The sequence below is a fragment of the Gottfriedia luciferensis genome (genome assembly GCF_002156865.1).
Taxonomy (GTDB): domain Bacteria; phylum Bacillota; class Bacilli; order Bacillales; family Bacillaceae_G; genus Gottfriedia; species Gottfriedia luciferensis.
Window position 1 is genome coordinate 80,397 of the sequence record NZ_NCTA01000011.1, and the last position, 12,060, is coordinate 92,456.

Here is a 12,060-nt window from a genome sequence, read left to right on the forward strand (position 1 = left end):
CTTCCTATGTATTGTTGGACGAAAGGAATTTTAATAGGCTTGTTAATTAGCCTCCCAGATGCACTGATTACAAAAGCCTATAAACCAATTATTGGCTTAGGAATAATCTGTGGAGCAATTATAGGAGCCTTTATCGGCTAAGGTGATTAGAAGAGGGTTTATAAAATATTATATATAATACATAATCTAGATTGGGAAAATCGAAAATCCATTAGTAAAATTCATTTCAAAGAATAAAGATGAGGTTACTACTAAAATAGAAGAAATGATAAATTCTTTTTGAACTAACGAGAACGTTAGTTTCATAAAAGTACAATAATTTTGTTGTAGTAAATGAGGTCATATGTAGTATAAAAAGGATTGAAATAGCAGATAACATTCCTGCTTTCCTATCCTTCTTTTTTTACAATATAATGTGTGACATTTAATAATATAACCTTATTATAAAGAGTTATTGAAATTCAGTTGACTTTTAATAAAAAACTTGTCTTCTACTTTTTTAATTTCTATATATGTTAATCTAACTTAGAACCGTTTTTTTGGTGGTACGAGTTCGGAAGTTAGTGCACTCTCAAAGTAGATTCTAATTCATATTTATTTGCTTAATGGTTTTTAATCACTCTTTCCAAATGTTCTCTTAATTCTTTTAGATATTTTTCAATATTAGGATTACTTACAACATCATACGCCGCAAAACTTTCTAAGTGTGTCAAACCTACGAATTGTTGTATTTTATGTAGATGTTCAATAGCCTCATCTAATGGTTTTCCATTAAAGAATTTTTCTTTCACGTTAAACTCGTTTTCAGGGGCATTCCATGTAGTTGAATACATATATTTTTTACCAGTCATTAAACCGCCCTTACCGTATCCTTCAGGAGATCCAATGAAAAATACACCATATGAGTACACTTCATCAATATATTTCTTAAACAATCCTGGTAAAGAAAACCAATAAATTGGTGTTTGAAAAATAATAAGATCAGCCCACTTATACTTTTCTTGTTCCTCTTCTATGGAATATCCATCTTGAATAGTTGTGGTCTCAATTTCAAAATCGTTTGATAATACTTTTTTAATTTCTTCAAAAAGTGTTTTATTTAATTGCCCTTTCGCGAAATCATAATATTCATGCCCATTAATGATTAAAACGTTCTTCATAATAGCTCTCCTTTATTTATAAAAAATAAAACTATCTTTACCTTATTAGCCTAGAACAAACTCTTATTGCGCTAATAGAAAAAAGAGTACAACTTGGGTGACTCTTTTTCTATTAGTTTAAAGGTATTTGATAATTTGAAAATAATATCATGCTGAGTTTCAAAATTGAAATAGAACATGCCAGTAAGTTTGTTTATAGTTTGAACAATGATTTTCATTTTAAACCCACAAAAATTGTGATTTAACCATATATGACATCCTTACCTTGAGTTATAGATCTTAAAGGCTATAGTCCTTTAAATTCGAAATAAATTTATAAACTAGATTTGTATTGGTATTCGTTTTACAGAATACAACTAACGGAAGCGTTAGTTGAAGTACTAGAAGACTGCTTCGGCAGTCTTTTTAATATATTTTAGATTTTTTATGTGAACAAGGAAGTGTTCAAATAATGTCGAATTTTATATTTATAGAATCTTAATCAGCTACTAAAATCATTAAGGTTAAATATAGGTGAGAAATAATGTATGAAGTAAAAAATAATACGATTACTGAAGAAGTTATAATAGCATGGGATCAAAAATTTGTCCCTGAAGTAGATTACTTTTATTTTGAGGACCTTCCGTATTTTGTTCCGGTTAATGAACGTGAAACAGTTGAGTTTTCACTAGATATTAAAACCTCTTATTTACCTTGGAATATTTCTGCAAAAGCTCGTTATATTGGTATTGTAACTAAAGATGAGTTTTTTAAATGGAAGAAAGAGGTACAAAAAGAAGTCTTGAAAGGACAAATACGTCTAAACAGAGGTTACATATTTGAGTTAGATCATTTACTAAACGAAATTGGAGACGTTTCAATAGAAGTAAAAAATGCTCTAGATACTTTTTCAATTAATATTGATGGAAAGAAAATGATCACATTTCAAAACTTTTCATGGAAAGCTCTGCCTTTCCAAGTAAGGACGAGCATTTTACTTTATGTTGCAAATATGTTTGTTGATATGCATTCATTTTCAGTTACAACAGACCTGAATGACTTGAAGATTAATTATCCAACATTTGCTTCTTTACTAAATACATTTGGAAACATGAATGGACCAAACTGCTTGGGAGTTGTATTAGCAGCATTGCAAACGGATGAAGGTAAAATTAATACTCTTTTAAGTAAATGGGTACTACCAACAGAATTTTATAAAGAACTTGAAAATAAAGATTATGTAAAAATTAATACTAGTACTATCCAATCGAATGACGTATTGATTTGGGAAAAAGATCAAAATACACTTCATTCATGTTTTGTATTGAGTAATAAATTAGTATTTAATAAACAAGGGCAAACGGTGTTTAATCCATATCAGTGTGTTCCTCTTGATGATATATTGAGTAATTGGAAGTGGGTCCAGTTATCTGGCGGTCAGTTAAGTATTTTTAGAAAAAAATGAAATGAATTTATAGAGTCTTATTTAACTAACGATTGCTTTAGTTGAAGAACAAAAGGGATGATGATCATAAATCAATCATCCTCTTTTTCACTATATAGTAGGATGGTCGGCAAAGAAGATTTGTTTAATATATACAATACAATTAATAAAATTTCAAACTGAAAATATTCACTGTTAAGCGCTAACGCATATCGTATTCCCATAAACCTAATTTTCCTTTAGCTGGTATAAAATCGATTAACATTTCTTTATTGGAAACTTCCCAAATATAATTCCCTACTCTAAAATCTCCTAAGAAGTAGTCATTTCCTGAAACAATACGTCCATCTTCCAATACTGCACTTTCTTGATTATCTTCTATTACTTTTAAACAATTAATAAGATTACAGACACCAATAATCATGCCGGTTGGTAGATTGCTCCTATTCAACTCGTGCTTACTAAGCAAATGCTGAATTGCATTGTTATTACAAACATTACTATCTATTTTTTTACTTGTGTGAATCGCCAATGGACCACGATATTTAGTTTTCCATGTTCTTGTTTCGTATTGTGCTTCATTAAAAAGGAAAAGGCTGGCCCAAGGTTGAATCATTGAAAGTACCTTCATATATGTAATTACACTTCCTTATATATATCATATGGAAAAAACCGTATTCCTAAGAGTAAGACTTTACTTCTTGTTTTTAATTATGGTTTTAGAATGAACTTGGTACGCGACTGCTTAAATGTGTTACCTCCTGAATTTTTATGATACTTCCATAAAATTTCCAAATGAAATAAACATTATTCAATGCAATTTTTAAAAAATCTTTTGCTTTTCTTAATGCAAATGTGTAGAGGAAAATACCTTTTTGTAGAATCAAGTCGCCGCAGTCAACTCAAAAAAGTTCTGATGAATCAATTACTAGAAAAAGACATTTAGGCTTAAGCATAATACAGTACGAAGATAGTAAACAAGAGTTCACATTAAACATAACCCAAGTGTTAGTTTTCCAAAAGTACAATAAACTAAAAAAAGCAATAGTTTGTAGATTGAATCTCCTATATAACTAACGAGAGCATTAGTTGAACAACATGATCGACTATCTAGTCGTTTTTTTATTGAGCTAATAGTAGCTTATTTATGAAAAAGGGATTTTATTTTTTAAAGAGAAGTAAATGATAGAAAGTCTGTTTAATGGTGATCTATTTGATACTAATTAGATTAAAATGGGGTGATGAAATTGAAAAAGTATTCTCTTATCATCTTGAGTATTGTTTTTTCATCAATCATTTTCACTGGGTGCGGTAACGTTAATGGAGAACAAGAATCTTCGGATTCAATAGCAGCAATTGTTTACAATACACTATCTGAGGGCGAAAAAGCAGAATTAGCAAATGACAAACCAGATGGTGACGGGAAAGTTGAACGAAAAGTAGTTACAAAAGAAATCGCACAACTAACGGACAAAAGTTACGATGGAAAAGAAGTTTATGCTGTAACTTTCAAGGTGAAGGATAACAATTTGTTAGGAGATATTACAGTTTATTTCGATGGTGAAACTAGGGAAGTAATCGGTAGAGGTTTTAGAGAATAAAAGGATAGGAAAACCCTTATTTTATTTAGCTTTTATATAAAGAGAACCGAGAACCGTTCCCATCATGTTGTTTAACTAACGAGTGCGTTAGTAAAATAACAAGGCAGCCATTGGCTGCCTTTATTTTAGTATTTGGTGGTTTAGTTCAATATGAAATACTGGAATTGTTCAAAATTAAAGCAAAAAATGTGGTAAAGTTAAATGATTAATATAATAACTTATTTGTCATGGGAGATAAGAATTGTGAAGAAAATTTTTTTACCAATGTGGCTGGTTATATGCTTTGTAGTTGGCGTTTTTGGAATATCAATAACCTATAAAGGTGTAAGTCCTGATACAGAATTTCCATTATTTATGGATCTTTCATTAATATTTATTTTAATCCCATGTTTTTCAATAGTTTTGAGCACTTTTATATTCATCCTTCTTAATATAATAAAGTCAAAATTAGTTTTCATTTCATTAAGTATGGTGCTTGAATTAACTGCTCTAGTATATTCTTTTTCATTTTTTAAAGGGGTATACGGACCTGTGGGCTTATTAATTATGAACTTTGAGATCATTACATTGACCATATTACACTTTTATATCACTAGTCTTCTGAAACTATTAAATTTTAAAAAAATAGAAAAAATATAACATTGAACCTAATTCAACTAACGCATTTGATAGTTTAATAAGAACATGAAATGATCGGAGAAGATTATGACTTAACCTGCATTCGATGACATATTACTTAGGATAAAATTAATAATATCAAATGAGTTATCACGAAAAGAAGTAGCCGACTGGGCATCAAAATATGTAATGGCTGATGAACCATTGGTTGCCAACGATATAGTTTGGCAGTTGTTACAAATATTAAGTGGAATTGATATTTTAGATTCGCCAACAACATATCTTCATAATATTGAAGATATTGAGTTTTGGGCAACACAGATTAGTATGAAAAAATATTTCAACTAATGCATGCGATAGCTACATAGCTAATTAATTAAATTGGAGGCAACATGACCGAATTAGAAGAGCAGCCAATAACTACTTTATTGCCTCAATTAACTTATAGTCCTTTATATATCTTCACTGTGATACTGGCACTTGGTGTACTTATTTTCTTAAGAAGTGAAAAAGGTTGTTTAATATTAGTAGGTAGGGTATGGGCTGTGATTCATTTAATTATTTACATACTAGCTATCTATTTTTATTTTACAAATTCAAATTAACCCTTTATGGATTAAATATGAGTATACAATGGCTGCCCTTTTTTAATGTTTAAAAAGGATTTTTCACCTTCTATATTTAATATTTATTTAGATATACTAAGTTTTTAATAACTTAGTATGAAAAATAGTAAATTTTTTAATTTTTTAATGGTGAAGAATAGAAGGGGATTTGTTATTATGAGGCTAGATATGTTTATAACGTTTATTTTATTTAGTGTATATACAAGCTTACTCTCCAAAATTGTAGCAGGTTTTTTCCATTTTTTAAATATACTTATGTATGGAGTATCTGGTATGGTAAGCGGTGCTTTAATTTTCTTAATCATAACAAAAATACTTAGAGTATCAGGTAAGATAATTAATTTGAAATTAGCCATTGTTATCATTATGATCAACAGTGGATTATTTGGAGTTATTGGAAAATACTTTGACCTAAACTAATTGTAAAATAAATAAACAAATATAAAAAACTTATTTAACTAACGATTGCGTTAGTTAAAAGATTACGAGTCGCTAATGCGACTTTTTTTATTTAACAAATGGTGGTCTAGTTCAATTAAGCAGGTATTTATATATTATGTATTTAATACGTTATAAAATAAATAATAACTTTCGGTAAGAAGGAGGAATCCAATTGCAGATTCCTTCTTTATTAACAATGCCAAAAACTCAAACAAGAGAAGGAGGTTTTAACTTGTATAACGATTTAACAATACGAATCAGACCAATACATGAAGATGACTTATTTTCACTTTGGACGTTGATGTATAAAGAAAGTTCTCCAGAGTGGAAGAAGTGGGATGCACCTTATTTTGAACATAAAGCAATTACTTTTGAGGACTATTTAGCAAATAATAATACTGTAGTAGATCAAGAGAATAAATGGGTTATTGAAATAGATGGAAAAGTAATTGGACAAGTTAGCTACTATTGGGAACATCAACCATCGAATTGGCTTGAGATGGGAATCGGAATATATGATCCGAGATATTGGAGTGGAGGTTATGGTACTAGGGCGTTGAAGCTTTGGATCAGTCATTTGTTTAGTACATTACCACTTGTCCGTGTAGGATATTCAACTTGGTCTGGTAACCATCGTATGATTAAAGTTGGAGAAAAATTAGGTATGACAATGGAAGCAAGATTAAGAAAATGTCGATTGTATGACGGAGTTTATTATGACTCGATTCGTATGGGTATATTACGAGAAGAGTGGAATGAATTCATAGATAAAGAGGATTTAATTGAAGGTCAGAGAAAGTTTGATAAAAAAGAGTGAAGCAAATTTTTTATTAAATAATTAATCCATTACTGTGGGGATAACCTACAGTATTTTTTTATTAACAGTTTCTAATTGTACAATTTGAGAGTGAAGCATTATTATTAGTTTATAAAGTTAACAGTTTACAATGTAAACTAAAATAAAGGATGGTAAGATGTCAAAAATTCAGCAAGCTACGGAATTATCGCACTTAATTGTCTCAATTGCTCGTCAATTGAAAAAGTTAAGTGTTCAAACAGCTACTAAACTTGGGGTTACTTTCCAACAGATGATTATCCTTAACTCAATTCGAAACAATGAAGGGCAAACACAAAAAGAACTAACTGAACGATTACTATTTGCTAAAAGCAGAGTAAGCCTTAGTATTGATGAGTTAGAGAAAAATAATTATGTAAAAAGAGAAACATCATCAATCGATCGACGAGAAATTCAATTATTTTTAACGCCTGATGGTGAACGATTATGTCAACGCTATCGCGAAGAATCAGAAGCTTATAAGAATCTAGCAAATTCACTGGAACAATTTTCTATGGATGAGCTTACTATACTTATAGACATGCAAAAGCAAATTTTAGCTGATTTATTAAATGAACAAAATAATGATTCTAAATAAAAAGGAGGTTTAATTATGGCAGGAGGATTTGGTGGACCACCTCCAATGGGTCCCCATGGATTTGGGCGAATGAAATTTGATAAAAACGCACAAAAACCAACTATTACAAAGGCAATATTGTTTCGAATTGCAAAATATTTTATTCCTTATTGGAAGCAAACAATACTTGTCATGCTTATTTTATTAATTACTTCAGTATTAGGCATTTTACCGCCAATCATTATACAGCATATCGTTGATACTGCCTTACCGAATAAAGATATGAGCCTATTAGTTTATCTAGTACTTGCCTCTCTTTGTACTACGATTATTTCAGGTTTATTGGGTGTATGGCAAAATTATTTAAATGCATATGTTTCACAAAAAATTATTTACGATATGAGAAACCAAATGTATGTTCATCTACAACAAATGCCACTACAATTTTATTCAAATGTAAAGCAAGGTGAAGTAATCACTCGAATGACGAGTGACATTTCTGGTGTTAAGGCTGTATTTGATAGTACGATTGTGAGCTTTGCTAACAATCTATTCATTTTAATTTCAACTGCTGTTACCTTACTTGTAATAAATTGGAAGCTTGGAATATTAGGGTTAATTATCGTGCCATTATTTATTATTCCAACTCGTAAAATGGGCAGTGTTCGATGGAGTATCTCTAAACAGACACAGGAAAAAACGAGCGAGCAAAATCATATTATACAAGAAACATTAAATATTAGTGGTTATTTATTAATGAAACTTTTTACAAAGGAACAAAAAGAATTTCAAAATTTTGATGAAATTAATGAACAATCTACTACTCTTAAAATAAAGGAATCTATGGCAGGTCGCTGGTTTATGATGATTCTAACAACATTCACTAGCATCGGTCCAATGCTTATTTATTTATACGGTGGGTATTTATTTTTTAATGGTGAGATTACAATTGGGGCAATTATCAGCTTTGTCGCATTACTTGATCGTTTATACGCGCCAGTTGGTCAATTAACAAATCTATATATCAATATCATTAGTTCAATTGCTTTATTTGAACGCATTTTTGAATATTTTGATATGAAACTAACCATTAAAGATCGAGAAAATGCGACTGAAATGAATGTTACTCATTTAGATATTGAATTTAAAGAAGTTTCTTTTGCTTATAAACAAGATAAAATTGCATTACAAAACATTTCCTTTACTGCTCCATCTGGTACGATGACAGCTTTAGTTGGACCTAGTGGCGCCGGTAAGACGACGATTACAAATTTAATCCCTCGTCTGTATGACATCACATCAGGTTCAATAAAAATTGGAGATCGCGATATAAGAGAATTTACTTTACAATCTTTACGGTCTCATATTGGCCTTGTTACACAGGATAGCTATTTATTCAACGGAACGATTAAAGAAAATTTATTATATGCAAAACACGACGCCACAGATGAAGAAATTATAAACGCATGTAAGGCTGCTTATATTCATGACTTTATAATGGAATTACAGGATGGTTATGATACAGTAGTTGGAAATCGAGGTATTAAGCTTTCAGGCGGAGAAAAACAGAGAATCTCAATCGCTCGTGTATTATTAAAAAATCCTGAAATCATTATTCTTGATGAAGCGACTTCATCATTAGATACGTTGTCTGAATTTTACATCCAAAGTGCAATACAGGAGTTATTAAAAAACAAAACATCTATTGTAATTGCTCATCGCCTATCAACCATTATGGCCGCAGATCACATTATTGTCTTAAAGGATGGACAAATTGTTGAGGAAGGCAAAAACGAAGAACTGCTAAAGCAAAATGGCTTATATACAGAATTGTATAAAAAACAATTTGGTAAAAAAGCAGTTGTATCAATTGAATAGCTAGTAAAAGGTGAGAAAAACCATTCTATAGTGAATGATTTTTCTCTTTTTCATAGTTTAGTGTTGTACTAGAGTCATTTAAAATACGATTTAATACTTTTTCAGTTAATGGCATAAAGTAATTCAGTATGAATCCACCTAGACAAACGGTTAGTATAGTGCCAACACCTATTGGTCCTTTAAAAAACAGAGCTAATAGTAGGAATATGAGGTAAATAAGTGTTTTTGAAAAAAATAGATTTGTTTTAGTTAATTCTTGAATGATTAGAGTTAATCGATCAACTGGAATTGGTGCGAAATTTGTGTGTAAATATGTTGCAGTTCCTAGTCCTGTAACAACGATCCCAAGGACAAAACAAATAACTTTGCTAAACCATAATTCTGGTGTTATGAAATTGTGTAATAAAAAAAGCCACATATCAATTCCTAAACCGGTTATAAATGCTGTTAACAACCCTAGTACTTCTGGTTTTTGTCTCTTTAAGATTGAATTACAACAGACCAAAGATAGAGCAATTAGAATTTCCCAACTTCCCACAGTTAGACCCACATGTATAGACAATCCTACTAATAATGCATCAAAAGGTGAAGTTCCGAGGTTAGATTGGATTGTAAATGAAACACCTAGCGTTAATAGTAAAATTCCTAATACATAAAATACAAATTTTAATTTATTTGACCACTTTAACATTTATTTACTAGACAATTCTTTTATCATTAAAATATGTGGAATTCCATCTTCCATAAAGATAGAAGAGGAAGTACGATAGCCAAGTTTTTTATAAAAACCTTCTGCATGCGTTTGTCCATGTAATTTAACCTGCTCCACTCCGCGTTCTTCCGCGATTTCTTCTAACGCTTTAATAATGATTTTTCCAAGACCAAATTTACGGTAAGGTTCAAGAATGCAGATTCTTTCTAATTTACCTACATGATCAATAAACCTAACTCTACCTGTTCCGACTGGTTGTTCCTTGTGATGGACTAAGATGTGTTCGCAAATACCATCTAAATTGTCAAACTGATCAAACTCATCACTAAGGGGTACGCATTGTTCTTTTACAAAAACATCCTCTCTTATAGCAAAAGCTATCTTTAAATCTTCATTCGTCCTTATTCTTTTTGCATTCATTTTATCAGTCCTTTTAAATTAAATTTTCTATCGTTTATTTTTGTTGCAATTGCAATAAAAAAAGTTTAAATTAAATATATACCATTTTTGTTGCATTTACAACAAAATACTTTGGAGGTAACTATGAAGGAAATTCTTCGCGAAATTGGAATGATCGCAAGGGCATTAGATTCTATTAGTAATATAGAATTTCTAGAATATGAGCTTACAAAAGGGCAGTATTTGTACCTTGTGAGGATATTTGAAAATCCAGGAATCATTCAAGAAAAATTAGCTGAGATGATAAAAGTAGATCGTACAACAGCATCTCGTGCTATAAAGAAACTTGAAATGAATGGCTTTATCGAAAAGAAAGAAGACAATGATAATAAAAAAATAAAAAAACTTTTCCCAACTGAGAAGGGGAAGACTGTTTATCCATTTATTAAAAGAGAAAATGATTATTCAAATAGCGTTGCATTAGACGGATTTTCCGAAAGTGAAGTAGAAACCATTTTTAATCTACTTCAAAAGGTTAGAAAAAATGTAGAAAAAGATTGGGAATTTGTTAAAAAGGGAAATAAGAGAAATTATTGATTTTAGAAAAGGGAGAAAATCAAAATGACGATAAGAATAAAGAAGTGCACCCTTGAAAGTTCGCACGAGCTTAAAGAAATTGGTTATGATACCTTTCATGAGACATTTAAACATCAAAATTCTCCAGAAAATATGAATGCTTATTTAGAAAGGGCATTTAACTTAAAACAAGTAGAAGAAGAATTATCCAATACTTCTTCACAATTCTATTTCGTTTATTTAGATCAGGAGATTGCCGGATATTTAAAAGTCAATACAAATGATGCTCAGTCGGAGGAAATGGGTGACGAATCTTTAGAAATCGAGAGAATTTATATAAAAAACCAATTTCAAAAACATGGTCTTGGTAAATATCTGTTTAATAAAGCGATGGAAATAGCACAAGAACTAAATAAAGAGAAAATCTGGCTTGGTGTATGGGAAAAAAATGAAAACGCAATTGCTTTTTATAAGAAGATGGGCTTTGTTCCAACTGGAGCACACCCTTTTTATATGGGCGATGAAAAACAAATTGATTTTATAATGACGAAAACACTCATCTAACTAGATTGAAAGGTGGTTTATTATGTATATTCCAAAATACTATAAGGTCACAAATGTTGAAGAAATTTGGGATTTTGTTCAAAAAAACGCTTTTGGAACAATTGTCACAACAGATCAAGGGAAACCAATTGCTACTCATTTACCTTTAGGGATAAATAAAATAGATGATGATTACTTTATTACAGGGCATTTGGCATATGGAAATCCTCAGTGGAGAACATTTGAAACCTGTGAAGATGTATTAGTAATGTTTCAGGGACCACACTCATACATTTCATCTTCTTGGTATGAGGATGAGGAAGTTCCAACTTGGAATTATCAATCTGTGCATGCATATGGTAAAGCAAGTATTTTAGCGAAAGATGAATTAATAAAAGAATTAACAATAATGCTAGAAAAATATGAACAGCATCGTGAAAATCCTGTATTATGGGAAAAACTTTCTCCACAGTTGTTAGAAGGTGAACTGAAGGGGATCGTTGGATTTAAGATAAAAGTAGAAGAAATTCAGGCCGCATATAAATTAAGTCAGAACCGTAAAGAACATGATTATATGAATATTATCGATAAATTAAAAAATGAAGGAAATCCAAATTCAAATCAAATGGCTGAAGTAATGGAAAAGAGATTAAAAGAAGACAAATAACCCC

Annotated in this window: 15 protein-coding genes; 11 read left to right on the forward strand and 4 right to left on the reverse strand. The window is 30.5% G+C overall.

The window, feature by feature from the left end:
• Positions 1–602: 602 nt before the first annotated feature.
• On the reverse strand, positions 603–1,160 hold the full coding sequence (locus B7R67_RS10280) for an NAD(P)H-dependent oxidoreductase (RefSeq protein WP_088070084.1): 558 nt from the start codon (positions 1,158–1,160) through the stop codon (positions 603–605).
• A gap of 523 nt (positions 1,161–1,683) precedes the next feature.
• Between B7R67_RS10280 and B7R67_RS10285 the strand changes: the two genes are divergently transcribed.
• Positions 1,684–2,604, forward strand: coding sequence for a hypothetical protein (locus B7R67_RS10285; protein WP_088070086.1), 921 nt, complete (start codon positions 1,684–1,686; stop codon positions 2,602–2,604).
• 181 nt (positions 2,605–2,785) lie between these two features.
• On the opposite strand, the gene B7R67_RS10290 is transcribed toward B7R67_RS10285, so the two are convergent.
• Positions 2,786–3,214 (reverse strand): ASCH domain-containing protein, encoded by a 429-nt coding sequence (locus B7R67_RS10290; protein ID WP_088070088.1) that lies wholly within the window; start codon positions 3,212–3,214, stop codon positions 2,786–2,788.
• 616 nt (positions 3,215–3,830) lie between these two features.
• On the opposite strand from B7R67_RS10290, the gene B7R67_RS10295 reads away from it, so the two are divergent.
• The 7 genes from B7R67_RS10295 to B7R67_RS10330 all read left to right on the forward strand — a co-directional run bounded on the left by B7R67_RS10295 (position 3,831) and on the right by B7R67_RS10330 (position 9,159).
• Positions 3,831–4,184 (forward strand): hypothetical protein, encoded by a 354-nt coding sequence (locus tag B7R67_RS10295; protein ID WP_088070090.1) that lies wholly within the window; start codon positions 3,831–3,833, stop codon positions 4,182–4,184.
• A gap of 807 nt (positions 4,185–4,991) precedes the next feature.
• Positions 4,992–5,150 carry a nucleotide-binding protein gene (locus tag B7R67_RS10305; protein WP_235822134.1) on the forward strand — a complete coding sequence of 53 codons (159 nt, stop codon included), beginning with the start codon at positions 4,992–4,994 and terminating at the stop codon, positions 5,148–5,150.
• A 44-nt stretch (positions 5,151–5,194) separates the two neighbouring features.
• Positions 5,195–5,407 carry a hypothetical protein gene (locus B7R67_RS10310; RefSeq protein ID WP_088070096.1) on the forward strand — a complete coding sequence of 71 codons (213 nt, stop codon included), beginning with the start codon at positions 5,195–5,197 and terminating at the stop codon, positions 5,405–5,407.
• A gap of 177 nt (positions 5,408–5,584) precedes the next feature.
• Positions 5,585–5,848: a hypothetical protein gene (locus B7R67_RS10315; protein WP_088070098.1), complete on the forward strand. Its 264-nt coding sequence runs from the start codon at positions 5,585–5,587 to the stop codon at positions 5,846–5,848.
• A gap of 217 nt (positions 5,849–6,065) precedes the next feature.
• A complete protein-coding gene (locus B7R67_RS10320) occupies positions 6,066–6,686 on the forward strand; it encodes a GNAT family N-acetyltransferase (RefSeq protein WP_407920391.1) in 621 nt (206 codons plus the stop codon).
• Positions 6,687–6,843: 157 nt separating this feature from the next.
• Positions 6,844–7,302, forward strand: coding sequence for a MarR family winged helix-turn-helix transcriptional regulator (locus B7R67_RS10325; RefSeq protein ID WP_088070100.1), 459 nt, complete (start codon positions 6,844–6,846; stop codon positions 7,300–7,302).
• Between the two features lie 15 nt (positions 7,303–7,317).
• Positions 7,318–9,159: an ABC transporter ATP-binding protein gene (locus tag B7R67_RS10330; protein ID WP_235822135.1), complete on the forward strand. Its 1,842-nt coding sequence runs from the start codon at positions 7,318–7,320 to the stop codon at positions 9,157–9,159.
• A 25-nt stretch (positions 9,160–9,184) separates the two neighbouring features.
• Here B7R67_RS10330 and B7R67_RS10335 read toward each other — a convergent pair whose 3' ends face one another.
• Positions 9,185–9,850, reverse strand: a complete 666-nt coding sequence (locus B7R67_RS10335) for a YczE/YyaS/YitT family protein (RefSeq protein ID WP_088070102.1) — start codon at positions 9,848–9,850, stop codon at positions 9,185–9,187.
• Positions 9,851–10,291 (reverse strand): GNAT family N-acetyltransferase, encoded by a 441-nt coding sequence (locus tag B7R67_RS10340; RefSeq protein WP_088070103.1) that lies wholly within the window; start codon positions 10,289–10,291, stop codon positions 9,851–9,853.
• A 123-nt stretch (positions 10,292–10,414) separates the two neighbouring features.
• Between B7R67_RS10340 and B7R67_RS10345 the strand changes: the two genes are divergently transcribed.
• The 3 genes from B7R67_RS10345 to B7R67_RS10355 are packed head-to-tail and all read left to right on the forward strand — an operon-like array spanning position 10,415 to position 12,056.
• Positions 10,415–10,867 (forward strand): MarR family winged helix-turn-helix transcriptional regulator, encoded by a 453-nt coding sequence (locus tag B7R67_RS10345; protein ID WP_088070105.1) that lies wholly within the window; start codon positions 10,415–10,417, stop codon positions 10,865–10,867.
• Between the two features lie 24 nt (positions 10,868–10,891).
• Positions 10,892–11,410: a GNAT family N-acetyltransferase gene (locus tag B7R67_RS10350; protein ID WP_088070107.1), complete on the forward strand. Its 519-nt coding sequence runs from the start codon at positions 10,892–10,894 to the stop codon at positions 11,408–11,410.
• A 22-nt stretch (positions 11,411–11,432) separates the two neighbouring features.
• Positions 11,433–12,056, forward strand: coding sequence for an FMN-binding negative transcriptional regulator (locus tag B7R67_RS10355; protein WP_088070109.1), 624 nt, complete (start codon positions 11,433–11,435; stop codon positions 12,054–12,056).
• Positions 12,057–12,060: the final 4 nt, after the last annotated feature.